This is a genomic window from Oceanihabitans sp. IOP_32 (assembly GCF_009498295.1).
Taxonomy (GTDB): domain Bacteria; phylum Bacteroidota; class Bacteroidia; order Flavobacteriales; family Flavobacteriaceae; genus Wocania; species Wocania indica.
On sequence record NZ_CP040813.1, the window covers coordinates 811,649 to 837,738 of the forward strand.

22 protein-coding genes are annotated in these 26,090 nt (G+C 33.9%); 19 read left to right on the forward strand and 3 right to left on the reverse strand.

The annotated features are described in order from the left end of the window. Window positions 1-275 precede the first annotated feature (275 nt). From FEZ18_RS03360 to FEZ18_RS03400, 9 genes are all read left to right on the forward strand, one after another. On the forward strand, window positions 276-5,456 hold the full coding sequence (locus FEZ18_RS03360; RefSeq protein ID WP_153267019.1) for a hypothetical protein: 5,181 nt from the start codon (window positions 276-278) through the stop codon (window positions 5,454-5,456). 14 nt (window positions 5,457-5,470) lie between these two features. Next, a complete protein-coding gene (locus tag FEZ18_RS03365) occupies window positions 5,471-5,671 on the forward strand; it encodes a bacteriocin immunity protein (protein ID WP_153267020.1) in 201 nt (66 codons plus the stop codon). Window positions 5,672-6,176: 505 nt separating this feature from the next. After that, window positions 6,177-7,058, forward strand: coding sequence for a hypothetical protein (locus FEZ18_RS03370; RefSeq protein ID WP_153267021.1), 882 nt, complete (start codon window positions 6,177-6,179; stop codon window positions 7,056-7,058). Window positions 7,059-7,079: 21 nt separating this feature from the next. Next, a complete protein-coding gene (locus FEZ18_RS03375; RefSeq protein WP_153267022.1) occupies window positions 7,080-7,652 on the forward strand; it encodes an REP-associated tyrosine transposase in 573 nt (190 codons plus the stop codon). Window positions 7,653-8,122: 470 nt separating this feature from the next. Beyond that, window positions 8,123-8,368, forward strand: coding sequence for a hypothetical protein (locus tag FEZ18_RS03380; RefSeq protein ID WP_153267023.1), 246 nt, complete (start codon window positions 8,123-8,125; stop codon window positions 8,366-8,368). 94 nt (window positions 8,369-8,462) lie between these two features. Continuing rightward, window positions 8,463-11,105, forward strand: coding sequence for a hypothetical protein (locus FEZ18_RS03385; protein WP_153267024.1), 2,643 nt, complete (start codon window positions 8,463-8,465; stop codon window positions 11,103-11,105). A gap of 1 nt (window position 11,106) precedes the next feature. Then, on the forward strand, window positions 11,107-11,466 hold the full coding sequence (locus FEZ18_RS03390; RefSeq protein WP_153267025.1) for a hypothetical protein: 360 nt from the start codon (window positions 11,107-11,109) through the stop codon (window positions 11,464-11,466). Between the two features lie 3 nt (window positions 11,467-11,469). Beyond that, entirely contained in the window at window positions 11,470-12,255 is a 786-nt protein-coding gene (locus FEZ18_RS03395; protein WP_153267026.1) for a hypothetical protein, read from the forward strand. A 3-nt stretch (window positions 12,256-12,258) separates the two neighbouring features. Beyond that, window positions 12,259-12,672, forward strand: a complete 414-nt coding sequence (locus FEZ18_RS03400) for a hypothetical protein (RefSeq protein WP_153267027.1) — start codon at window positions 12,259-12,261, stop codon at window positions 12,670-12,672. Here FEZ18_RS03400 and FEZ18_RS03405 read toward each other — a convergent pair. After that, on the reverse strand, window positions 12,656-13,003 hold the full coding sequence (locus tag FEZ18_RS03405; protein ID WP_228122835.1) for a helix-turn-helix domain-containing protein: 348 nt from the start codon (window positions 13,001-13,003) through the stop codon (window positions 12,656-12,658). The two genes, FEZ18_RS03400 and FEZ18_RS03405, sit on opposite strands and share 17 nt — an antisense overlap. A 128-nt stretch (window positions 13,004-13,131) precedes the next feature. On the opposite strand from FEZ18_RS03405, the gene FEZ18_RS03410 reads away from it, so the two are divergent. The 5 genes from FEZ18_RS03410 (at window position 13,132) to FEZ18_RS03430 (ending at window position 18,212) form a co-directional block, all read left to right on the forward strand. Next, the gene (locus FEZ18_RS03410; RefSeq protein ID WP_153267028.1) at window positions 13,132-15,726 is read left to right on the forward strand and encodes a CHC2 zinc finger domain-containing protein; all 2,595 of its coding nucleotides are present in this window, start codon (window positions 13,132-13,134) and stop codon (window positions 15,724-15,726) included. Window positions 15,727-15,841: 115 nt separating this feature from the next. Then, window positions 15,842-16,606 carry a tyrosine-type recombinase/integrase gene (locus FEZ18_RS03415; protein WP_153267029.1) on the forward strand — a complete coding sequence of 255 codons (765 nt, stop codon included), beginning with the start codon at window positions 15,842-15,844 and terminating at the stop codon, window positions 16,604-16,606. A 49-nt stretch (window positions 16,607-16,655) separates the two neighbouring features. Further along, window positions 16,656-17,537, forward strand: a complete 882-nt coding sequence (locus FEZ18_RS03420; RefSeq protein ID WP_228122837.1) for a site-specific integrase — start codon at window positions 16,656-16,658, stop codon at window positions 17,535-17,537. A 229-nt stretch (window positions 17,538-17,766) separates the two neighbouring features. Continuing rightward, a complete protein-coding gene (locus FEZ18_RS14895; RefSeq protein WP_317164459.1) occupies window positions 17,767-17,874 on the forward strand; it encodes a type II toxin-antitoxin system RelE/ParE family toxin in 108 nt (35 codons plus the stop codon). A 35-nt stretch (window positions 17,875-17,909) separates the two neighbouring features. Further along, window positions 17,910-18,212, forward strand: coding sequence for a helix-turn-helix domain-containing protein (locus FEZ18_RS03430; protein ID WP_410505132.1), 303 nt, complete (start codon window positions 17,910-17,912; stop codon window positions 18,210-18,212). A 92-nt stretch (window positions 18,213-18,304) separates the two neighbouring features. Here FEZ18_RS03430 and FEZ18_RS03435 read toward each other — a convergent pair whose 3' ends face one another. After that, window positions 18,305-19,501, reverse strand: coding sequence for an IS256 family transposase (locus FEZ18_RS03435; protein ID WP_153267032.1), 1,197 nt, complete (start codon window positions 19,499-19,501; stop codon window positions 18,305-18,307). A 643-nt stretch (window positions 19,502-20,144) separates the two neighbouring features. Between FEZ18_RS03435 and FEZ18_RS03440 the strand changes: the two genes are divergently transcribed. Together FEZ18_RS03440 and FEZ18_RS03445 are read left to right on the forward strand one after the other, a co-directional pair. Continuing rightward, the gene (locus FEZ18_RS03440) at window positions 20,145-20,789 is read left to right on the forward strand and encodes a hypothetical protein (RefSeq protein WP_153267033.1); all 645 of its coding nucleotides are present in this window, start codon (window positions 20,145-20,147) and stop codon (window positions 20,787-20,789) included. A gap of 3 nt (window positions 20,790-20,792) precedes the next feature. Next, window positions 20,793-21,206, forward strand: coding sequence for a hypothetical protein (locus FEZ18_RS03445; protein WP_153267027.1), 414 nt, complete (start codon window positions 20,793-20,795; stop codon window positions 21,204-21,206). Here FEZ18_RS03445 and FEZ18_RS03450 read toward each other — a convergent pair. Then, window positions 21,190-21,537 carry a helix-turn-helix domain-containing protein gene (locus FEZ18_RS03450; protein WP_228122835.1) on the reverse strand — a complete coding sequence of 116 codons (348 nt, stop codon included), beginning with the start codon at window positions 21,535-21,537 and terminating at the stop codon, window positions 21,190-21,192. The two genes, FEZ18_RS03445 and FEZ18_RS03450, sit on opposite strands and share 17 nt — an antisense overlap. Before the next feature lie 128 nt (window positions 21,538-21,665). Between FEZ18_RS03450 and FEZ18_RS03455 the strand changes: the two genes are divergently transcribed. From FEZ18_RS03455 to FEZ18_RS03465, 3 genes are all read left to right on the forward strand, one after another. Next, a complete protein-coding gene (locus tag FEZ18_RS03455; RefSeq protein ID WP_153267034.1) occupies window positions 21,666-24,260 on the forward strand; it encodes a CHC2 zinc finger domain-containing protein in 2,595 nt (864 codons plus the stop codon). A 115-nt stretch (window positions 24,261-24,375) separates the two neighbouring features. Further along, window positions 24,376-25,215: a tyrosine-type recombinase/integrase gene (locus tag FEZ18_RS03460; RefSeq protein ID WP_153267035.1), complete on the forward strand. Its 840-nt coding sequence runs from the start codon at window positions 24,376-24,378 to the stop codon at window positions 25,213-25,215. Between the two features lie 41 nt (window positions 25,216-25,256). After that, entirely contained in the window at window positions 25,257-26,072 is an 816-nt protein-coding gene (locus tag FEZ18_RS03465; RefSeq protein WP_153267030.1) for a site-specific integrase, read from the forward strand. The last annotated feature ends 18 nt before the right edge of the window (window positions 26,073-26,090 follow it).

Genomic DNA, 26,090 nt, shown 5'->3' on the forward strand with positions numbered 1-26,090 from the left:
GCTAGCGCGAGCGTCACGCTCGTGCCAGCAACAGTAAGAAACAAAAAGATTAAACAAAACAAATGAGTAAAAATTAGTGTTTATAATGAATTTTATAAAACAAAAAATAGATTACATTCAAAACAATCCAGTAGAACAAGGTTTTGTAACCAACCCTGAAGATAATATTTATCATTTTGCAGTGAGTTGATTAAATCCAAGTTAACACAAGGGTATCGATCTCAGCAGTAACAGTAAGAAAAATAGAATATGAATAGCAAATGTAAACCAAGATATTGAAAAAGGAATTACATCGTATAGCCAATAGTTTTCAGTTTAAAGCAATGAGCTTAAAACTGCTATTACTCTTTTTAATATGTACAGCCAACTTCCAGCTAGCCTCTGCCCAACGCTTCCCGGTACAAGTCAACCAATCGCTTATACCGCCCTACAACACCAAACTTAATAGCTATGCAACAAGCACAGACGTTAAGCTACGCTTATTCCTTACCCTTACCGATGTTAATGTAAGCAACCGCCAAGTGCAATTAAAACTTAAAATACAAGGAAAAGGGCTAAACATACAGTCCGCAGACTTTGTAACAGGTGCCTCCCCTATCTTTTTAAATGGTGGCACGCAGCAGCAGTTTACAAATTTGGACTTAGCACCCTATTTTCGGCTAAATAATCTATTGGGAATCAACCCGCAACAGTACAACCAGCCCCTGCCCGATGGCAGCTATAAAATATGCTGGGAGGTTTACGATGCTTTAACCAACCAATTGATCTCCAACACCAACACAGGCTGTTCCAACATCTTTTTGTTATTAAACGACCCACCGTTTTTAAACTTGCCCAATCGAGGCGACCAACTCACAGACATACAGCCCACAAATATTGTTTTCCAATGGACACCACGCCATGCCAACGCCACCAATGTGAGTTACGAATTCGAGATTAGAGAGCTCTGGGACAAGCAAATAGACCCGCAAGCCGCCTTTCTAGCCTCGCCCCCATTCCATACAGAAACCTCGTTCTCGACCACATTATTGTACAACATTGGCAAGCCAACACTCATACCCGGTCGAACCTACGGTTGGCGCGTACGTGCCAAGTCCACCACAGGCCTTAGCGAAAACTCGGTTTTTAAAAACAACGGCTATAGCGAGATATTTTATTTCACTTTTACAAACCAGTGTTTCCCTCCAACATTCACCCTAGCTGAACCTATAGACAAAAGGCGCGTAAAAATAAATTGGCAAACCCATCCCGACCACAACAGGTACCACGTGCAGTATAAGCGTGCCGATGTGGCAGATGCTGAATGGTTTGAGGCATTCTCATACAACAACCAAGTAGAAATAGCAAATTTACAAGACGGTGTAACCTACAACTTTAGGGTTGGTGGCACCTGCCATGCCCTAACCGATTTCGAACAGGCTTTTAGCTATAGCGCCGTTAACCAGTTTACCATGCCAACTGCCGACGAGTCCCTAAGCTACAGTTGCGGTATCGTACCAGAAATTACAATTACCAACACCAACCCTTTAGACAATATAGGCGTTAACGAAACCTTTACCGCTGGCGATTTTCCAGTAACCATAAAACAAATTGAAGGTGGCAACGGCAATTATAGCGGTACAGGGTTTATTGTTGTGCCTTACCTAGCAGACACCAAAATAGCGGTAGAATTTAATAATATTAAAATCAATACCGACTACCAACTCTACGATGGTATTATAAGAACTACTTACGATCCTACTTGGAGTGGGGTTGAAGATTTCGGTGATTTATTTAATGGTGGTGATGGCCAAGTAAACACAAATGAAGTTAAATTTCCAATAGCCCAAATACTTATAGACCCCAATGGTGATATATTAATTGTAGGTGAAGGTGGTGCTCCTATTGTAGAGCTGCCTGGAGGAGAAGACTATACAATAACAGATAGTAATGGACAAATATGGAGTGTCGACGAACAAGGTAATGTGACATCCATGGGAACGCAGGCTCAAGGCGGAAGCTCTACCGCCAATAATACAAATGGTGTAAATAGCAACGGCGAAGCTACTAGTATTACAGCACAAGAAGTGTTGGTTACATTTACCCAAGCAACAACAGCTAAACACCCTAATAAATATGGTTTTGATGCCTACCAAAACTCCCAACCACAAACCAAAGACCTCTACAAAAGCTTAGGCGACAACTATTATATGCCCTATAAAGCCGTTGCTAAAGGACAAACCGATTATATAATAGCCAACATAAGCATAACTACAGACAGCATACAGCCAAAGGACATTGTCTTTAAAACTAAAGATGGCGTAGCATTAACCAAGGTGGATAGCACAACAACTACTTACACCTTAGCGCTAAAAGGTGTTTTAAGTGATGCTAATATAGAAACCCAAGCCGTTATTAAACAAGACGGCAACTACCAAATTGCGGGTGCATTTATACAGTACCAATCTACAATTAAAAACGTGGACGTGGTATTGGTAAATACCGCAAACGCCAACACAGAAACCATTAAAAACCATCTCAAACGTATTTACCAACAAGCCATGGTAAATCTTAATATTACCGAGATTAACAACTTTACCAGCACATTAAATAACCTAACACCTAACGGTAGCATAGAAAGTGGTGAGAGTGGCTTTTTAGCAAATTATACGCAACAACAGCAAGCCATAAATAGTGCTTTAAAATCTAGACCCGATTATAAACAAAGTGCGTATTATTTAATTCTTACAGATAAAACACCTTCAAAAGCAAACCAAAAAGGACTCATGCCTATTGGTAGACAGTTTGGGTATATTTATAGTGTTAACAGTAAAACAATAGCACACGAGCTGGGCCACGGTGCTTTCCAACTCAAACACCCATTCTCCACACATAGCCTATATAAATGGAACGAGGGCGACACCAACTGGCTTATGGATTACCCAAATAGTGCAACACACTTACCTTATGCCCACTGGAAAAACATACATAACCCTAATATTCGTATTGGTGTTTTTGATGGGGATAGTGAGGGGGAGTTAGCTGGAGGATATGGCTTATCACCTGATTTTAAATTATTTTCTACTTCTACCAACAAAATAATAAGTAATAAAGAAGTTTCAGATCCTTTTATTACTGGTTTTGTACATCTAGAGAAACAGTACAATTGGCGTTCTGTTGATGGTGTACGTGGCTATTATTTAAAAGACAAAGATTCACTATTTAATAATTACAAGACTCAAGTAAATAATGATGCTAAAATATGGCTAACCTACAATAATAACGCCACCTGTTCCCAAAGAGTAGCTGTAAGAACAACTTATGATAAAGTGAAAGATTTTATTATAGCTAAAAATAGGACAGGTTTAGTGAGTTATACAAAAAACACCAACATCCCACCTAAAGATAATAATGACAAAAAGCAAGCAGAATATTATATTAGTTATTGCTCAGGTAGTTCCCAGCCAAGTAGTGGAAGGTGTAAGCAGTTTGATTATTACACAGAAATTCAAGCAAATGACCAAACAAGAGTAAATGAAGCATTACAACAAGCAATTACATCTATTAATAGTAGTAAAAATACACTTGACAGAGATTTAGGTAGCTTTTCGCATATTGTTTTAGCAAAAAACTCTTCAAATAGTAATCCATTGAATAACTTACAAATGGAGATTATTGAGGACAAGCTTCACCTGTTGGCTTACGGTGAGAGCAAGGACAAATACATGGTGGTTACTTTCTTACAGTTGGACGAAAACAATAAAAAATATGACAACGTGCAACTCAGAAACCTAGCTCAAAAAGCTGTAGATGAAGCGCAATCTGATAGCAAAATTGTTCATGTATTAGTAACGTACTCTAATTACGAGTCTATGTTTGGTGTAGGCTTATTTAATAATGATGTTTGTTACAATATAGGGTATGCAGAAAGTGAAATAGGTTTGGTTGGTAATAATCCATTAGATTTAAAACAATCTATTTACCAAAACATCATCAATGTTTTTAAAAGTATAGAGAAGCCTCTAATAGTGACTAAATATTACCAGTACGCTAATGGAAATTTACAAAGCTATAAATATAAAACCAAACAAAATATAAGAGGCTATGGTTTTATAAAACATCTTTCTTTTTACCGCTCAAGAGCATTAGTTAATGCGGTATCAAAGCGACAAGGTTGTTCTGACAAACATAATCAATGTGAGAGTCGTTGTGGTGAGAATGATGGAGGGTGTTACAATCGATGTTCAAACAACTACAATCTATGTATTGATAATATAAAAGTTGTTTTAAACGAGGCTTTAGATAAAGAAATGGCTATAAACGGCCTTGGTAATGAGATTCTTTGGCAGGAGGAAAACATAAGCGATATTGCAACTTTTAGGGAGCTCTACATGGATTTTGATGGGTCTAAAAGCAGCGACGGAGAAATCGATGTAAATACAGATGGCAATATAACATTTCAGTTATGGAAAAAAACTGTAGAATCATGGACTTGGTGGAGTCAAGTAGAGGTGGCTACTGGTTTTGGTACGGTATTAGATAAAAAGAAACATTTTTATGACTTTAAAAGTTTAGCTCTTCTGGATGATGTTGTATATGGTGCCTTAGACGTAGCCAGCTTCATTCCGGGCGCAGATAATGTTACAGACCCTGTTGGTGCCATTTATGCAGGAGTTATTAGAAATGATGCTACTAATTTCACTATTTACTCATTATCTTCAGCGGTTCCTTTTGTAGGCGCAGCGTATATAAAAGGTGGTGCAAAACTAGGTAAAAATGCAGATGAGCTTTGGGGTATTGTAGCCAAAAAAGCCAATAACACCCAAGGTTTTATTCTCGAAAGCAGGAAAATAAAAGATATAAAACCAAACGAGTTTCAAATAACCAGTATTATACACAGTGGTGACAAAAAGGTTATAGACAAAGTAAATGCCACAGCAGCCACCGAAAATTATGTAGATAGTGATTTTGTGCGTAAGCAATTGGATGTGTTGGCTAATGCGGGGGACGACATAACTACTCTACTTTTAAAGAGTGGTGAAGACTTCACAGTACTTACAAATGCAAGAAAATTACCTGGTACTGCAGCGGGTAATGGAAAAAATATTTCAGGCACTTGGTTAAGGGGTACAGAGGGGAATGCAGGTTTGTTTCCTCAATCTATTGCTAATCAATTAAAAAACCAACAATTCTCAACTTTTGATAAATTTAGAGAAGCATTTTGGAAGGCAGTGGCAAATGATTCACATTTGGCGTCTCAATTTAGCTCTTCAAATTTAACACGAATGCAAAATGGGTTCGCTCCATTTGTTAAACAATCTCAACAATTAGGAGGTCAAACTAAGTACATACTTCATCATAAGACTCCAATAAATCAAGGTGGTGCTGTTTATAATATGGATAACTTGTATATCGTTACCCCAAAATATCATAAAGAAATATTAGACCCTGCCTATCATTATGGGTATGGTTATTAATTTAAAACTAAGAAATGACTAGAGAAGAATTAGAAATATTAGTAAAAAATATTGTTGAAATAAATGGTAAATCGGAAAAGGAAATAGATGGTATGATTGAAAAACTCAAATCAAATGTTCCTCATCCTTCTGTTACTGATTTGATTTATTATGAAAATCTAACACCAAAAGAAATTGTGGAAAAAGCACTGTCATACAAGCCTATTCAACTCTAAAGCGTAGCAACATTTTTATTAAAGAAGTCTTTAAATTTTTTAGTGGCAAGCATTTTGTCTTAAATCGAGTTAACTCCCTTTTGTTTTTCAATTGAAGAAAAAAAACCCGCTAGCGCGAGCGTCACGCTCGTGCCAGCAGAAGTAAGAAACAAAAAGATTAAACAAAACAAATGAGTATAAACTAGTGTTTATGATGCATTTTATAAAAACAAAATATAAGCTTACTGGCTCCTAGCTCGGGACTTTAAGAGCAATTAAGACCTAAACAATAAGCAGACAAACACAAAACCTATAATGTAAAGCTTTAATAATCAATCATAATAAACTAACTTTACTAAACAAAGGAAAAAAACATAAAACCCCATTTGATATTTAATTGTTGCATAACAACATTAAATATATCACAAAAAAGATTAGAATAGTATTGAATAAAAAAGCGCCATTATTTTTAATTTTTAAAGCTCATTTGCTAATCCCCCTACTTCTACTTTGCGTGTTAACACCAATGTCTATAACCGCACAAGACTTAGAGAATATTGGTAGTCGAACCGTAGATAAAATAAAAAACAGCCCTTTAAAAATAAATGGTGGTATCTCTGCAAATAGTATATTTTATAACTCCAATGGGCGTAGTGCCCGCAAGCCATTTACTTATTTCTTACAGGGTAATTTAAACGTAAGTTGGCTAACCTTTAGTATGCCTTTAAGCTACAGCTTTACTAACACAGGTAACCAATTAGGTTACCAAACGCCATTTAAATTTAACAGACTTAGCATACACCCCAAATATAAATGGATACAAAGCCATATTGGTGATGTAGCCATGACGTTTTCGCCCTATACCTTAAGCGGCCACCAATTTACAGGAGCAGGTGTAGAATTAACACCAAACGGCCCTTTTAATATTAGTGCCATGTATGGGCGTTTGCTAAAAGCCACAGAGGATGATGGACAACAACAAACCCTCCCTGCCTTTAAGCGTATAGGATATGGTAGCAAATTAGGTTGGGAAAAAGAAAATTACAAAATTGGTCTTATTGGTTTTTATGCCAAAGATGACATCCATTCTATTGCAGCAGTTCCAGATGACAGAAACATTACCCCTAAAGAAAATTTAGTGGTTGGTTTGGATGGCGAGGCAACCATTGCAGAACATTTTATTATTAAAGCAGAGTATGCCTCTACAGCAATTACCCAAGACACCAGAGCCGAAAATACAAATGAAAAAGGAACAGGCTTAGCAAGTTTACTTTTTAACAGTAAAGGTTCTACCGAGTACTACAATGCTTATAAAATTGGTTTAGATTATGAATTAGACAAAATGAAAGTAGGTTTAGCCTACGAACCCCCGCTAGCGCGAGCGTCACGCTCGTGCCAGCAACACTAAGAAACAAAAAAGATTAAACAAATGAGTAGAAAATACAAGTTCCATAATCCAACAGCCGCATACTTTGTGAGCTTTGCTGTAGTGTATTGGTTAGATGTTTTCACAAGACAAGCTTATTTTACAATCTTGGAGCAAGCTGTTGAATATTGCAGAAAAGAAAAAGGCATGGAAGTTTTTGCTTATTGTTTTATGCCAAGTCATGTGCACTTGGTATTTAAATCCAACAACGAAGACCCATCAGGTTTATTAAGAGATTTTAAAGGATTTACCGCTAAAAAAACAATAAAAGCAATAGAAGAAAACCCTCAAGAAAGCAGAAAAGAATGGTTGCTTTGGATGATGGAAAGCGCAGGAAAAAAGAAAAGTAATGTTAGCAAAAGACAGTTTTGGCAACAACATAACAAACCTATTGAACTATGGAGTGGTAAAGTGATAAAACAAAAAATAGACTACATTCACAACAATCCAGTAGAACAAGGTTTTGTAACCAACCCTATAGATTGGAAATATAGTAGTGCCAGAAATTATGCCGATGATGAAACCGTATTAAAAATAGACAATAAAAACATGCATTTAGGAATGATGGAGCAATGAGTGTATTAAAAAGAAATAGTTGTTGTGTGGGCACGAGCGTGACGCTCGGGCTAGCGGGGGATTATTCAAATTTATAGAAATGGCAAAGATGTTTCAGAAGAGCAGTTAGATAAAGCAAATGAAATTGTAAAAAAACAAGACAATAATATAAATAACAATTATTTTATTTTTGATTTTGAGAAAATAGAAGAGGTTGAAGCAATTAAAGTAAACAAAGACCAGAGAGCATTAAATAATCTAGAATTAAAATTAGGGGTTTACCTTTTTTCTAAAGTTTTAAGCGAAGTAGATAATGAGAGTGATACCTTTATCCTTTTCTTAGAAAAAATAGAACAACAAAACTCAAATTTATTAACCGTCTTAAAAGAAAAAATTGAAGCTCAAGAAAATGATGCTGCAATTATTAATTACTTAGCAGAAGAGTTAATAATAGTGTTCTCTAATATATTAATAACAAATACGCCATAAATATGTTTAAATTAAAAACATGGGGAGCCTTAGCACTATGCATAGCTGCATTATATGTATTTATCACATTTGATACTTATTTAAATGATGATTTTCTTAATAAAGGAGTGGGAAACAAGAGGAAGTTAATGAATCTTATTGTATACACTTTAGCAGAAAATAAATTTGGTTATTGGTTTGTACGCTGTATACCGTTAGTACCAGCTTATATTTTTGGAGCATCATTTGTGAAAAATTTAAAAAAATAACAATAGTAAACATCCATAACTAAAACTTGACACCTAAGAAAATGATTAAATGGATGTGGCGTGTAACTATTGAAAAAACAATAAATATAAACACATGAAACATATTTTCACTCTTATTGTAATTTTACTTTACCAACAGTTTGGTTTTGCAAATACAACGCCAAGTATTGTAACTAAAAACCACAATACTACGGTAGTAAAAAACACAGTAGAACAACTTAATTATTTAGTTAAGCGTAATGCAAACAAAAATAATTTAAACGGGAAATCGCCTTGGTATATCTATATTTTAGGAGGCGATTTAGAAGATCTAAAATATTATATCGACAAAACAGAAGGTAGAGAAACTCGTCCAGAATATCTAATTGAACTAAACAAACAGCTTACAGCTATAAATAGTAAAGGTAATGCCGCCGTTTATGTTGCTTTTACAGATTATAAAAACGAATTAATAACTCCTATTTTTCCTGAAGAAGCAACAACTATGGGCGCAAGAACTGCCTATATAAATAAGCTAATAAATAATAAAGATTATAGTCAAGCTAGCCAAAAAGAACTAGAGTCTTATTTAAATTTTAATGACGCTTTTAAAGACCTTATTGAAAAAATCTATATCGAATCGGAATTAAGTAAAAGTGACGCTCCAAATATATTAATGCCCTTTACGAACTATTCCATAAGGCAGGTTATTCAAAAAATAAATACTAATAATACAAATCAATACACAGAATCTAAAGGTTTTGCATATACGCTATACGCTCCTAAATTAGAACAACCACTTAATAAAGGAAAACTTAAAGCAATTTATAATAATGAAATAGTATCATTATACCCCACAAACAATAATACCGAAAGAATAATTTCTAAAATAGCGCAATCTATTGATACCTACTTTTACGATGATAGCTTTGAGTATAGGGAATGTGAAGAATTGCTCGAGAAATATAAAAATGAACCTATTTTAACCGATTTTCCTGAATTTAGAAAAATTGCTGAAGCTAATCCTTGTGTTTTAAACAATGTTATAGAATGGGGTGTAGATATTAAAGAAAAATCGGACTGGATGACCATGACCGAAAAACTTATTGTTGTCCCCTTATATGCAGTGTTAGCAATTCCTGCTAGCACTATTGCAGGTTCAGCTATTTTAAAAGAATTAGGTAAGCAAAAAACTAAAGATGCTGCAATGGCCGCCTCTATAAATATTACCATACAAACTATTTCTAATTATTATTTTGAAGAATCTGTTTTTAACGAAACTAATACCAATAAAAGATGGGAAAAAGCATTGTTTGCTTTAGATATAAAAGACTTTACTAAAGATGTTATTGAAGGTGTGTGGCAACCAAGCACAAGGCAAATGGCTGTTATAAACTGTATTAACGAAGGTGTTTCCATAGAAAATTTAGACTGGGATAATATAGATATTTCTAAAGCTAACGTTAGCTTTAGTTATAAAGATTGCATCTATGAAGTTGTATACTATTTAACTTTTGAAAAAATTACCGAACAAGCTGGTGGCTACCTATTCAAAAAAATAGGAAACCTGGCTCAAAAAGACCCTAAACTATTTGTAAAGGCCTGGAGAGAACTGCGTAAAGACTTAGGCACAAATTTCAAAAAAACGATTAAAGGCGGAGCTAATAAATATTATAAAGATTTAGCAAAAGCCACAGGCATTTCTAAACTAAGCCAAGCAGCACAAAATTACCTAAATGCATCATTTAAAATGGACGATGCCATAGATGAAGCCTTTAGTGATCTGGCATCACAAATGGGTGAAACCGCAGGCTATCAATTTAAAAATTTAATAAAAGATGCTGCCATAGAAACCGAATTAGATATTATAAATGCTACACAAAAACAACTATCCAATCAAGTAACTAGCAGTATTGTAAAACAAGGAGCAAACGTCTCATTAGATTTTAATATAAATAATGGGAAAACTAAAATTTATGCTACCCTTTTAGAAAAATACGATGATGTCGATGGATCTTTTCGTATTGTATTTATAAATCCGTCTAAGTCCAGTGACCTAGACAATTTCTTAAAAAATACAACGTCTGGCAGAAAAGCTGTTATAGAAGCTCTAAAAGGTGATAAAACAAGCTTTAAGGCCACAGCAACATTAGCTAATGCTAAAGCCATGGGTATTGAAGATGGTAGTGAAATTGTAATAAACGAAGTCGTTTTAAAAACAAAAAAAGCTAATGGTGAGTTTGAAGATGATTTAATTGTTGGAAAGAATTTGGCAGGGAGTGTGTTTAATCACTTGCCTACATCTGGAGCAATAATAACTTCAAATGCTAAGCAAGGGACTTTTTTAATCGGCAGTTACCCAACTGACTTGCAACAGATTTTAACTGAATTAAATTATCCTAAAATCAATTCTATCGACTTAAACTTTCCTGTTCCATCAGGTCAAAAATTTAATCTTCTAAATATTTCTGACGACTTATACCAACAATATTTAAACAGTGGAGGAGGATTTTTTACGCAAGTAAATGGTCCTTGGATTGATGCTGCAGTTAATCAAGGTAGAGATATAATTGTTGTTTCTGATTTTCAACAACTCTATAATGCTGCTGGAGAATTAACGGGATTTGGTAAAGAAGTACATAGGCTTGAATGGGTTCACGGTTACAGATTTGATCCAAATACAAAAAAAATGATTCCTCAACAAGCAGGAACAACTTTACCAAATAAAACTTTACAATCGGACTATACTCAAAATTAATATGAATAATACATTTTTATCCGAAGTTATTGCATCAACAGATTTACACGCAGGAGGACATTTATTTGGAGTTTTGTTTTGTAAAAAATTAAACTTTAAAGTTGATGGTTCTGTAATTCTGACCAAACAGGTTTTAGATGATTTTAATCCTATAGATAAATCTGATGTTGCCCATCTAAATTCATATTCTATAGAAGGAAAATGGATTAAGAATAATTCAAATCAAATTAATTGTGTATTTGAATCTATTTTCTTAAAAATGACTGGAATTGAGAGTGTTAATAATAGATTAATTTTTCATTGTTATGACTCAAGGTTATCAAGGCAATGGGGAGAGGTATACAATAAATGTATCAGTTAAGAAATGTTACAAGGCTTAAAATATCTACTATTATACCTGTTAACATTTCTATTCGGAGTTCAAACGACCTATTCAGAAACGGAATTTGTTCTATCTCCGAATCAGATATCCTTCTCAATTGAACTAACCCAAAATTTCAAAAGCCTAGAAAAAGAACTCCAACCCAATATAGGTTTTCTAAAAGAAAAAAGTAAGTTTGGTAAGTCTGAAGGCTCATCAGTACGAATCAACTGTCATTGTACTAAATGGATTAGCTATGAATTGGTTAATGCAGGGGGTAATCTACCTTCGTTATTACGTCAATTAACTACAAAGCCTACATACAAACCATTAAGGACGATTTGGAGTAAAGAAGGAAAGACTACCACATTTATAGGTAAATGGGATGAAACTGTCAATGGTCAACAAAATGGATTACAAAAAGTATTTGATGAATTATCTGAAAGTGATTTGAATATTTACATGCAATCTGGAAAGTTTGAACATCGTGGAGGGTTTAACATGTTATCTATAGAAGATTTTTCTTTGAAACAAGCTGAGTATGTCCAAAAGATAAATACAGGTCAGATTAATTCCAGCTGGACGTTTGATGATTATATATGGGAAGCATATAATCGTCCATGGTTAGAAAGCGCATTACAAAGAGGAGATGATATTATTATTTGGAGTGATCCAGTAGCTTCAAGAAATGGTTTTTATCAAAGGGAATTAGATTTTATTCAGACTAATGCAAATCAGTATGGTTACGATTACAATTTAGGAATAAGTACAGGAACATTTTCAAAGTAAATTTTGCTTAAAGATAGAGTTGTAAATAGAGTTTTTAAAAGTTATTCCAGTAGTTCGGTCGAATATCATGCTGGAGGCTTCTTTGTGAGAAAGAACGCAGTATATCTTGTCTTTCTATCTAGTATGGATGTTTATTATTTTGAGAGAGAAGAAGGATTACACCCTAAGGATAATGATTATTCATTCTTATTATCAAACTTGGATAAAATAGAGAAGGAGAAATTTGAAATTATTGAAAACTCTAGTAATGTTTTGATATTGAAATCTGAAAAAGAAATACGTCTAGTTCCCTCTATTTTTATGGAGAGTGTTGAGCAAGAGAAATTATCAGAAATATTGATTGATTGGGGAGAAAATAAAACTCTCATTTTTAACCTCGTTTATACTATGTCAGGAAACTTTAGACTAACCCTTTAAGTTTGTTTTTAGCAATAAATGCATCAATTAAAGTATATACGTAATCCTTGTCTTTCTCGGTCATACGAGCTACCTCTTTAATTCTGTTCATTAGTTTATCAGTAAGCTCTAAATCAGTGTTTCCAACCAAGTAATCCAAAGAAACCCCAAGAGCTTTGGCTATTTTATTGGCAATTTCAACAGAAGGAGTAATCTCTTCACGTTCGTATCTGCCAATAACAGCTCCAGAAGTTCCCACTTCTTTACCGAGTTCATCTCTGCTAACACCTTTCTGTTTGCGTAAGTCTGCTATTTGTTTGCCAATATTCATAACTAAAAGATTACAAAACACCTTTAAAAACGATGTTTTTACAAAGATAGCGTACTTATAAGTGAAAAACAAAACGTATAAATTTGCTTAGATTTAATTTATAGATTACATTTGTTACTGATAAGTGATATTAAACTTTTCTCAGAATTATGGAAATCAAACAAATTAAAGAGCAATTAAACATAGAAACAGTACTAAACGAGTACGGTATTGCAATCAACAAAAACAAGCATTGCAAATGCCCTTTCCATAAAGATGATAAACCCAGTTTAAGAATTTACTCCGAAACCAATACCTATACTTGTTTTGGTTGTGATAAAACGGGAGACGTAATACAATTTATACAAGACTTTGAGAAATGCACCAAACATAAAGCATTAAAAAAAGCAACAGCATTAATCGGTACTGAAGAAATAAAACCAACCAAAGCAACAACAGAAACACAAGAGATTAACTACTCAGAACTCTTTCCAAAATTTAAACAAAGCCTACACAGAAGTAAAAAAGCGATAGCTTATTTAGAAGAAAGAGGAATTTATGATGTGAAGTTAGAGCAAGGATTTAATACTTCGACTGGGCTCAGTACAGGTAATGGCACTCAATTTAAGCAACTCAAAAATTGTATTATTTATCCATTAAAAGACCAGGGTAATAATATCGTAAGCCTTTACGGTAGAAATATAGCCAAAGCAGGAACGCATTATTATACAGCTAACAGAAAAGGTTTGTACCCGAACTATCCTACTGCAGAAACCAAAACACTAATACTTACAGAATCTGTAATTGACAGTGCTACACTTTTAAAATATACCAACTACCAAACACCTGCACTGAGCCAAGTCGAAGTGTTAGCACTTTACGGAACAAACGGACTAACAGAAGAACACACGGAGGCCGTGAGCCATTTAAACCAATTACAAGAAATTATACTCTTTTTTGATGGAGACAAAGCAGGAAATGAAGCGATAGAAAAGCACAGTAAAACCTTAAATGAGCTGTTACCAAACGTAATTATCAGTAAAGTAAATACTCCAGAGGATGAAGATGTAAATAGCTTAGTTCAAAGTCATGAACCAACAATATTAGAGCATCTAATTAATGATAGAGAAATACTTTTTTCTTCAATTGAAAAGAAAAAAGAATCCGAAAGCCTTGCAGTGAGCGAAGTTGAACTGAATACAGAAAATCCAGAGTATATAATTTATGAAAATGGTTCACTTCAAATAGCTGTTTTAGGAGGTGTAAACTTGTTCAGTTTGGATAAACTAAAAGTGACATTACGAATCACTAAAATAGTAGAAGGACGCTCAGTGTCCCCTATTTACAACATCAGGCAAAGCAATTTAGATTTATACAATGATGATTCAGTAGATAAATTCATAAGAAAAGTAGCCGAAAGATTAGAATTAGGAACAAGAGAAATACAGATTTCAATAGCAGAGTTAATAAATGGTTTAGAAGAATACAGATTAGAACAAGTAGAACTACAGAAACCCAACAAAGTCGAAAGTCGACAGCTAACTGAAAAAAGAAAACAACAAGTAATAGACTTTTTACAATCAAAGGATCTACTTCGTAGAACCAATGAACTCATCGGTAAAACTGGAATGGTTGGAGAAGAAAATAACCGTTTTATAATGTTTTTGGTATTTACTTCAAGACTCAGAGAACAGCCTTTGCATATCATCAGCTTAGGAGCTTCTGGAACAGGGAAAACCTACTTGCAAGAAAAGATAAGCGAATTAATCCCCGAAGAGCATAAACTAGAAATTACTGCCTTATCAGAAAATGCACTTTACTACTTTGACCGAACAGAATTAAAAAACAAACTCGTATTAATTGAGGACTTAGACGGAGCGCAAGATGAAAAAATACTGTACGCTATCCGTGAGTTAATGAGTAAAAAACGAATCTCTAAAACAATCCCCATCAAAGATGCTAAGGGAAATCTAAAAACAGTTACCCTCCAAGTTGAAGGTCCAATTTGTTTAACCGGAACAACCACCAAAGAACGCATTTATGAAGATAATGCAAACAGAAGTTTATTGATCTATTTAGACAATTCAAAAGCACATAAAAACCAAATTATGGAATATCAGCAAAATCTATCTGCAGGAACAATAAACAAACACAAAGAAGAAGAAATCAAAACCTTTTTACAAGATGTACAATTGCTATTAGAGAAAGTAAAAGTGCGTAATCCGTTCGCTACTAAGCTTAATATTCCTGATACTGTTTTCAAACCTTTAAGAACCAACACACACTATTTAAGCTTTATAGAAACGGTAACATTCTATCATCAATACCAAAGAGAGCGTAAAAAAGATGAGCAAGGAAACTACTACATAGAAACAACATTGGAAGATATTGAGGAAGCCAATAAACTACTAAAAGATGTGCTACTGGCTAAAAGTGATGAGCTTACAAAAGCGTGTAGAGATTTTTTAGAAATATTAAAAGCATACATCAAAAGAGAAGAAAAAGAGAGTTTCTACGCTAAAGAACTAAGAGCCAGTTTAAGAATAAATCCAAAGACATTGAGCCGATATTTAAGTGATTTATCTCGTTATGGTTATATCAAAATCATTGGCGGAAATCCAAGAAGTACAGGCTATGAATATGAAATCTTAAACAGCGAAGAATACAACCAATTAAAAGCCAATATCCAGACGGCATTAGATGAAGCTTTAGCCAATATTAAAGAAGAGTGTCTCAGTACCCCAGTAGTACCTCAGTTGAGTTAGTGAGGTACACAAAGCCAATAAATACAAGGGATTAAGTATGTACCTCAGTAAAAACTCCAAAATGCAAGGCACCCCCCAAAGAAAGTCGAGAGCCTCGACAAGCAATTATTAGATTATGGAACAAATTAAAGATTTTGAGAACTGGCTCACAAGGTTAGGTTATGCAGAAAGCACTATCAAAGGATATGTAAGATTATTAACTAATTTTTTCAACTATTTAAATCAAAGAAAAGCTAGTCAAAAGGAGATAGAAAACTTCATAAAAGACCTACACCAAACTAAATTATCAAGACAATCCATTCAAGGACATTTAAACGTAATCAATCGATACAGTGCCTTTTTAGAGCTAACTACAAAAGAGAAATTAACCGTTGGTAAAATCATAGTAGAAAGAGAGATAAAAACCGAGAGAACCATTTTCACACAAGAAGAAATCCAGCAACTTTTTTCTTCAATTGACGGACATGGTCCGAGCGATTTAATGGATAAAGCAGTACTTAGTTTGTATTACGGTTGTGGATTAAGAAGTAAAGAAGGCATCCATTTAGAACCCAAGGAAATTGATTTTAATAAAGGATTAATCTATGTTAAACCATGCAAGAATTATCAAAGTAGATACGTTCCAATGAGCGTGAAAGTAATGCGTGATTTAAAGGAATACCAAGACTTTTCAAGAGCAGTAATTAATCCAAACAGTAAGTATTTATTAGTTGGAAAACAGAAAGACAAAAGCACAGGAAGCTATCTTAATCAAAGGTTAAAAAATCTTCAAAAAAAAGCAGGAATCAGCAAGAAAGCTAGCCTACACAGTTTAAGGCATAGTATCGCTACACATCTTTTACAGCAAGGAATGGAACTAGAATACATTGGAGATTTTTAGGTCATAAACGTTTAGATAGCACACAAATTTACACCCACATATTGGAGGAATGGAAAAATATAGAGAATGGCTAACAGAAAGATATTACAGCCAGAAATGTATCAAGGATTTTATAATGAGAATTGGACTTTTTACCAAATGGCTCAAATTTCAAGGATTAACATTAAAAACGATAGATTATAAAGGCTTACTTAGCTATATTGGAGACTTACAAACCCAAGAAAAATCAAAAACCAGTATTAATACAACACTCAGAAGTATAGAACATTATTATACGTTTCTACAAATCAGAAATATTGCATTAAACGTAAGGCTAAGAGGAACGTACCAGGAACAAATTTTACTACTATCAGAAGAAGAACTTTTACAGATTTACAGCAATTATCAAAACACCACCAAACACGGTTATTTTAAGTATTCTAACAAATTGATTTTAGGCTTAATGATTTTTCAAGCGTTGGATAAACAAGATATTATGAACTTAGCATTAAAAGATATTGATTTAACAAAAGGAACTTTTCAAGTTCCTGCAGGAGTGAGAAGAAAAAATGAGAGAATAATACAACTAGAAGCGCATCAAATCATACCCTTACACGATTACATAATCAATTACAGAGGAATAGGAAGAAATGGGAAAAAGAGCTTAGAATCAAGCGAACGCCTGTTTCATCCCAACGTCAATAAAGAGCAACGCATCCACGACCAATTAAAAGCATTAGCCAAGGCAATTAGAGTGCAAAATCCAGATTTAAACTTCAAAAGATTAACTCAACTCAAACAATCAAGAATAGGGATTTGGATAGACTTATATGGTCTTAGAAAAACACAATATTTAGCAGGATATAAAGATGTTGGAAACATAGAAAAGTACCGAAATAAGGATATGAAAAACTTAAGTAAACAGATAGAAATGTTTCATCCCTTGAATTAAAAAGAGTTAAAAAACTTCATTAAACGTATCTAATTAGATACCTTTGTCGTATATTTATGAAGAGAGAAGTAATTATTTATAAAAACCATTTTCTTGATTTCTACAAGAAACAAGATGCAAAGACAAGAGTAAAAATTGATTATGTCTTAAAAATATTAGAGAATTAGACCAAATTCCAAGTCAGTATTTTAAGCATTTAACCGGTACAGATGGTTTATACGAAGCTCGAATAAAATTAGGGAGTAACATTTTTAGAGTTCTATGTTTTTTTGATAAGGGTAATTTAGTTGTATTACTGAATGGTTTTCAGAAAAAACACAAAAACACCAAAGAGTGAAATTAAATTAGCAGAACGATTAAAGAAAGAATATTATGAAGAAAAATAGCAATATAATAACTTTAGAAGAGCATTTAAATAATGCTTACGGAGAACAAGGAACAGATAGAAGAGATGAATTTGAAAGAGGATATGAATCTTTTAAATTAGGTGTTATGATTCGTGAAGCTCGTAAAAAGGCAAATATGACACAAGCAGAATTAGCAGAAAAAGCTCAAACTAAACGGAGTTATATATCAAGAATAGAATCAGATGCAAGTGATATACGTTTATCTACTTTAATGAGAATTGTAGAATTGGGTTTAGGAGGAAAATTAGAGCTTAATTTAAATATCTAGCAAATCCACCGCTAAAATCCCCACAAAAGCAAACCCAATTTGACACTATCCCATTAAGTGTGTAAACTTAATTTATCGAGGGTTTGACTTTCTTAAAGTTGAACCCTTTTTTCAAATATAGTTAAAAATTGGTTTAAAATAATGCCCCAATTCCTAATAGGCATTGACCATTTCTTGGTAGCCTCCCTTAATGCTAAAAATGTGGATTTCATTACAGCTTCATCGGTTGGGAATGAGAGCTTGTTTTTGGTGTATTTCCTAATTTTTCCATTGAGATTTTCAATAAGGTTTGTAGTGTAAATGATTTTTCTGATTTCAACCGGAAACTCATAAAAAGCAGTAAGCTCTTCCCAGTTATCCCTCCAACTTTTGATGGCATAAGAATACTTGTGTTCCCATTTTTCAGCAAAGTCCTCCAGGGCGGCCTTAGCGGCGCTTTTGGTAGGTGCATCGTAGATGTTTTTCATGTCTTTTGTAAACTCCTTTTTATCCTTCCAGACCACATAGCGACAAGCATTCCTAATTTGGTGTACCACACATATTTGAGTCTTGGATTCAGGGAACACGTTTTTAATGGTGTCGGTAAAGCCATTAAGGTTATCGGTGGCGGTAATAAGCAAATCTTGAACGCCTCTGGCTTTCATATCGGTCAAGACGCTCATCCAGAAGGCTGCCGATTCGTTCTTGCCCAACCAAAGCCCCAAGACTTCCTTTTTGCCGTCTCTACGAAGCCCTACGGCAATGTACATGGTTTTGTTGATGACTTTGGAGTTTTCTCGTACCTTGAAAACGATGCCATCCATCCAGGTTATTAAATATACAGGTTCTAGGGGGCGGTTCTGCCAAGCCACAATATCGTTGGTAACTTTATCTGTGATGCGTGATATGGTGGATGTTGATACATCAAAACCGTAGACCTCTCGGATTTGTTCTTCGATATCAGAATTACTCATACCTTTGGCGTATAGACTGATAATTACGTTTTCTATGCCATCGACCATATTGGTTCGCTTAGGGACAAGCATGGGGTTAAAGGAGGCTTCCCTGTCCCTAGGTACTTGAATGATACTTTCACCTAAAGCGGTTTTTACCTTTTTGGAAGCATAACCGTTGCGTGAGTTCGGATTGGGCGATTGTTCGTGTCTGCTGTAATCTAAATGAGCATCCAGCTCGCCTTCCAGCATCTTTTCAATGCCTCGTTTTTGAATGGACTTTAGAAAAGAGGTTAGTTCTTCTCCTGTTTTAAACTGTTTTAAAAAGTCGTCGTTTAATAAATCGTCTTTGTTCATCGTGTATAAAATTTAAATTAATAAAAAAATATCGAGGGTTGCAACCCTCGATATTTTTAAACTTTACACACTTTGTGAGATACTACCCCCAATTTTTTGCAGAAAAAGCAAAAAGCCTTTGTGTTTTCTTTTGTTCCGCTCGCCATCCCTTCTGTTTAATTTTTTGTCATAGTTTTTGTAAGCCATCCCACAAGTAGCACTTTGTTATTGTTTTTTTTGAAAATAAAAAAAGCCAACACCAAAAAGCTACCCCACCGCACAGAACAAAAAGCAATGCCAAAAAATTAAACCCCAAAGCTAAGTTACATAATACGTGTTATAAGTTCGCTTCGCACATTTTTAAGGCTGACTGATTGCTTTTTAAAGGATAAAAATGTCGTTATAACAGGTATTATGCAAAATAGCCACACAGCCAACGCTCCCCAACCCACACGTGCTAATGAAGATTCGTTTTCACCTTCCGCACGCAAGAAACATCCTCATTCTAATCAAGATTGTAGGGCGTTTGGATACTCATTTTTTATAATGAATGCCTAGAAACATTCTGCTAAAAATTAAAAATCCTACACAGGCATTAATTACAAAAAATCGAGTTGTTTTTTTCTTCAATTGAAAAAAAGAAAACAACTCGTATCTTTGAAACGTGAATAACCATTTCAAAATATATCTAATAGTCGCACTTAGCTTTTTCACAAGTTTCAATTTAAGTGCAAACGATACTTTTTTTTCAATTGAAAATAAAGGCGATAGGGTTTGTGAATTGGTTAATGCAGGGGGTAATCTACCTTCGTTATTACGTCAATTAACTACAAAGCCTACATACAAACCATTAAGGACGATTTGGAGTAAAGAAGGAAAGACTACCACATTTATAGGTAAATGGGATGAAACTGTCAATGGTCAACAAAATGGATTACAAAAAGTATTTGATGAATTATCTGAAAGTGATTTGAATATTTACATGCAATCTGGAAAGTTTGAACATCGTGGAGGGTTTAACATGTTATCTATAGAAGATTTTTCTTTGAAACAAGCTGAGTATGTCCAAAAGATAAATACAGGTCAGATTAATTCCAGCTGGACGTTTGATGATTATATATGGGAAGCATATAATCGTCCATGGTTAGAAAGCGCATTACAAAGAGGAGATGATATTATTATTTGGAGTGATCCAGTAGCTTCAAGAAATGGTTTTTATCAAAGGGAATTAGATTTTATTCAGACTAATGCAAATCAGTATGGTTACGATTACAATTTAGGAATAAGTACAGGAACATTTTCAAAGTAAATTTTGCTTAAAGATAGAGTTGTAAATAGAGTTTTTAAAAGTTATTCCAGTAGTTCGGTCGAATATCATGCTGGAGGCTTCTTTGTGAGAAAGAACGCAGTATATCTTGTCTTTCTATCTAGTATGGATGTTTATTATTTTGAGAGAGAAGAAGGATTACACCCTAAGGATAATGATTATTCATTCTTATTATCAAACTTGGATAAAATAGAGAAGGAGAAATTTGAAATTATTGAAAACTCTAGTAATGTTTTGATATTGAAATCTGAAAAAGAAATACGTCTAGTTCCCTCTATTTTTATGGAGAGTGTTGAGCAAGAGAAATTATCAGAAATATTGATTGATTGGGGAGAAAATAAAACTCTCATTTTTAACCTCGTTTATACTATGTCAGGAAACTTTAGACTAACCCTTTAAGTTTGTTTTTAGCAATAAATGCATCAATTAAAGTATATACGTAATCCTTGTCTTTCTCGGTCATACGAGCTACCTCTTTAATTCTGTTCATTAGTTTATCAGTAAGCTCTAAATCAGTGTTTCCAACCAAGTAATCCAAAGAAACCCCAAGAGCTTTGGCTATTTTATTGGCAATTTCAACAGAAGGAGTAATCTCTTCACGTTCGTATCTGCCAATAACAGCTCCAGAAGTTCCCACTTCTTTACCGAGTTCATCTCTGCTAACACCTTTCTGTTTGCGTAAGTCTGCTATTTGTTTGCCAATATTCATAACTAAAAGATTACAAAACACCTTTAAAAACGATGTTTTTACAAAGATAGCGTACTTATAAGTGAAAAACAAAACGTATAAATTTGCTTAGATTTAATTTATAGATTACATTTGTTACTGATAAGTGATATTAAACTTTTCTCAGAATTATGGAAATCAAACAAATTAAAGAGCAATTAAACATAGAAACAGTACTAAACGAGTACGGTATTGCAATCAACAAAAACAAGCATTGCAAATGCCCTTTCCATAAAGATGATAAACCCAGTTTAAGAATTTACTCCGAAACCAATACCTATACTTGTTTTGGTTGTGATAAAACGGGAGACGTAATACAATTTATACAAGACTTTGAGAAATGCACCAAACATAAAGCATTAAAAAAAGCAACAGCATTAATCGGTACTGAAGAAATAAAACCAACCAAAGCAACAACAGAAACACAAGAGATTAACTACTCAGAACTCTTTCCAAAATTTAAACAAAGCCTACACAGAAGTAAAAAAGCGATAGCTTATTTAGAAGAAAGAGGAATTTATGATGTGAAGTTAGAGCAAGGATTTAATACTTCGACTGGGCTCAGTACAGGTAATGGCACTCAATTTAAGCAACTCAAAAATTGTATTATTTATCCATTAAAAGACCAGGGTAATAATATCGTAAGCCTTTACGGTAGAAATATAGCCAAAGCAGGAACGCATTATTATACAGCTAACAGAAAAGGTTTGTACCCGAACTATCCTACTGCAGAAACCAAAACACTAATACTTACAGAATCTGTAATTGACAGTGCTACACTTTTAAAATATACCAACTACCAAACACCTGCACTGAGCCAAGTCGAAGTGTTAGCACTTTACGGAACAAACGGACTAACAGAAGAACACACGGAGGCCGTGAGCCATTTAAACCAATTACAAGAAATTATACTCTTTTTTGATGGAGACAAAGCAGGAAATGAAGCGATAGAAAAGCACAGTAAAACCTTAAATGAGCTGTTACCAAACGTAATTATCAGTAAAGTAAATACTCCAGAGGATGAAGATGTAAATAGCTTAGTTCAAAGTCATGAACCAACAATATTAGAGCATCTAATTAATGATAGAGAAATACTTTTTTCTTCAATTGAAAAGAAAAAAGAATCCGAAAGCCTTGCAGTGAGCGAAGTTGAACTGAATACAGAAAATCCAGAGTATATAATTTATGAAAATGGTTCACTTCAAATAGCTGTTTTAGGAGGTGTAAACTTGTTCAGTTTGGATAAACTAAAAGTGACATTACGAATCACTAAAATAGTAGAAGGACGCTCAGTGTCCCCTATTTACAACATCAGGCAAAGCAATTTAGATTTATACAATGATGATTCAGTAGATAAATTCATAAGAAAAGTAGCCGAAAGATTAGAATTAGGAACAAGAGAAATACAGATTTCAATAGCAGAGTTAATAAATGGTTTAGAAGAATACAGATTAGAACAAGTAGAACTACAGAAACCCAACAAAGTCGAAAGTCGACAGCTAACTGAAAAAAGAAAACAACAAGTAATAGACTTTTTACAATCAAAGGATCTACTTCGTAGAACCAATGAACTCATCGGTAAAACTGGAATGGTTGGAGAAGAAAATAACCGTTTATTAATGTTTTTGGTATTTACTTCAAGACTCAGAGAACAGCCTTTGCATATCATCAGCTTAGGAGCTTCTGGAACAGGGAAAACCTACTTGCAAGAAAAGATAAGCGAATTAATCCCCGAAGAGCATAAACTAGAAATTACTGCCTTATCAGAAAATGCACTTTACTACTTTGACCGAACAGAATTAAAAAACAAACTCGTATTAATTGAGGACTTAGACGGAGCGCAAGATGAAAAAATACTGTACGCTATCCGTGAGTTAATGAGTAAAAAACGAATCTCTAAAACAATCCCCATCAAAGATGCTAAGGGAAATCTAAAAACAGTTACCCTCCAAGTTGAAGGTCCAATTTGTTTAACCGGAACAACCACCAAAGAACGCATTTATGAAGATAATGCAAACAGAAGTTTATTGATCTATTTAGACAATTCAAAAGCACATAAAAACCAAATTATGGAATATCAGCAAAATCTATCTGCAGGAACAATAAACAAACACAAAGAAGAAGAAATCAAAACCTTTTTACAAGATGTACAATTGCTATTAGAGAAAGTAAAAGTGCGTAATCCGTTCGCTACTAAGCTTAATATTCCTGATACTGTTTTCAAACCTTTAAGAACCAACACACACTATTTAAGCTTTATAGAAACGGTAACATTCTATCATCAATACCAAAGAGAGCGTAAAAAAGATGAGCAAGGAAACTACTACATAGAAACAACATTGGAAGATATTGAGGAAGCCAATAAACTACTAAAAGATGTGCTACTGGCTAAAAGTGATGAGCTTACAAAAGCGTGTAGAGATTTTTTAGAAATATTAAAAGCATACATCAAAAGAGAAGAAAAAGAGAGTTTCTACGCTAAAGAACTAAGAGCCAGTTTAAGAATAAATCCAAAGACATTGAGCCGATATTTAAGTGATTTATCTCGTTATGGTTATATCAAAATCATTGGCGGAAATCCAAGAAGTACAGGCTATGAATATGAAATCTTAAACAGCGAAGAATACAACCAATTAAAAGCCAATATCCAGACGGCATTAGATGAAGCTTTAGCCAATATTAAAGAAGAGTGTCTCAGTACCCCAGTAGTACCTCAGTTGAGTTAGTGAGGTACACAAAGCCAATAAATACAAGGGATTAAGTATGTACCTCAGTAAAAACTCCAAAATGCAAGGCACCCCCCAAAGAAAGTCGAGAGCCTCGACAAGCAATTATTAGATTATGGAACAAATTAAAGATTTTGAGAACTGGCTCACAAGGTTAGGTTATGCAGAAAGCACTATCAAAGGATATGTAAGATTATTAACTAATTTTTTCAACTATTTAAATCAAAGAAAAGCTAGTCAAAAGGAGATAGAAAACTTCATAAAAGACCTACACCAAACTAAATTATCAAGACAATCCATTCAAGGACATTTAAACGTAATCAATCGATACAGTGCCTTTTTAGAGCTAACTACAAAAGAGAAATTAACCGTTGGTAAAATCATAGTAGAAAGAGAGATAAAAACCGAGAGAACCATTTTCACACAAGAAGAAATCCAGCAACTTTTTTCTTCAATTGACGGACATGGTCCGAGCGATTTAATGGATAAAGCAGTACTTAGTTTGTATTACGGTTGTGGATTAAGAAGTAAAGAAGGCATCCATTTAGAACCCAAGGAAATTGATTTTAATAAAGGATTAATCTATGTTAAACCATGCAAGAATTATCAAAGTAGATACGTTCCAATGAGCGTGAAAGTAATGCGTGATTTAAAGGAATACCAAGACTTTTCAAGAGCAGTAATTAATCCAAACAGTAAGTATTTATTAGTTGGAAAACAGAAAGACAAAAGCACAGGAAGCTATCTTAATCAAAGGTTAAAAAATCTTCAAAAAAAAGCAGGAATCAGCAAGAAAGCTAGCCTACACAGTTTAAGGCATAGTATCGCTACACATCTTTTACAGCAAGGAATGGAACTAGAATACATTGGAGATTTTTTAGGTCATAAACGTTTAGATAGCACACAAATTTACACCCACATATTGGAGGAATGGAAAAATATAGAGAATGGCTAACAGAAAGATATTACAGCCAGAAATGTATCAAGGATTTTATAATGAGAATTGGACTTTTTACCAAATGGCTCAAATTTCAAGGATTAACATTAAAAACGATAGATTATAAAGGCTTACTTAGCTATATTGGAGACTTACAAACCCAAGAAAAATCAAAAACCAGTATTAATACAACACTCAGAAGTATAGAACATTATTATACGTTTCTACAAATCAGAAATATTGCATTAAACGTAAGGCTAAGAGGAACGTACCAGGAACAAATTTTACTACTATCAGAAGAAGAACTTTTACAGATTTACAGCAATTATCAAAACACCACCAAACACGGTTATTTTAAGTATTCTAACAAATTGATTTTAGGCTTAATGATTTTTCAAGCGTTGGATAAACAAGATATTATGAACTTAGCATTAAAAGATATTGATTTAACAAAAGGAACTTTTCAAGTTCCTGCAGGAGTGAGAAGAAAAAATGAGAGAATAATACAACTAGAAGCGCATCAAATCATACCCTTACACGATTACATAATCAATTACAGAGGAATAGGAAGAAATGGGAAAAAGAGCTTAGAATCAAGCGAACGCCTGTTTCATCCCAACGTCAATAAAGAGCAACGCATCCACGACCAATTAAAAGCATTAGCCAAGGCAATTAGAGTGCAAAATCCAGATTTAAACTTCAAAAGATTAACTCAACTCAAACAATCAAGAATAGGGATTTGGATAGACTTATATGGTCTTAGAAAAACACAATATTTAGCAGGATATAAAGATGTTGGAAACATAGAAAAGTACCGAAATAAGGATATGAAAAACTTAAGTAAACAGATAGAAATGTTTCATCCCTTGAATTAAAAAGAGTTAAAAAACTTC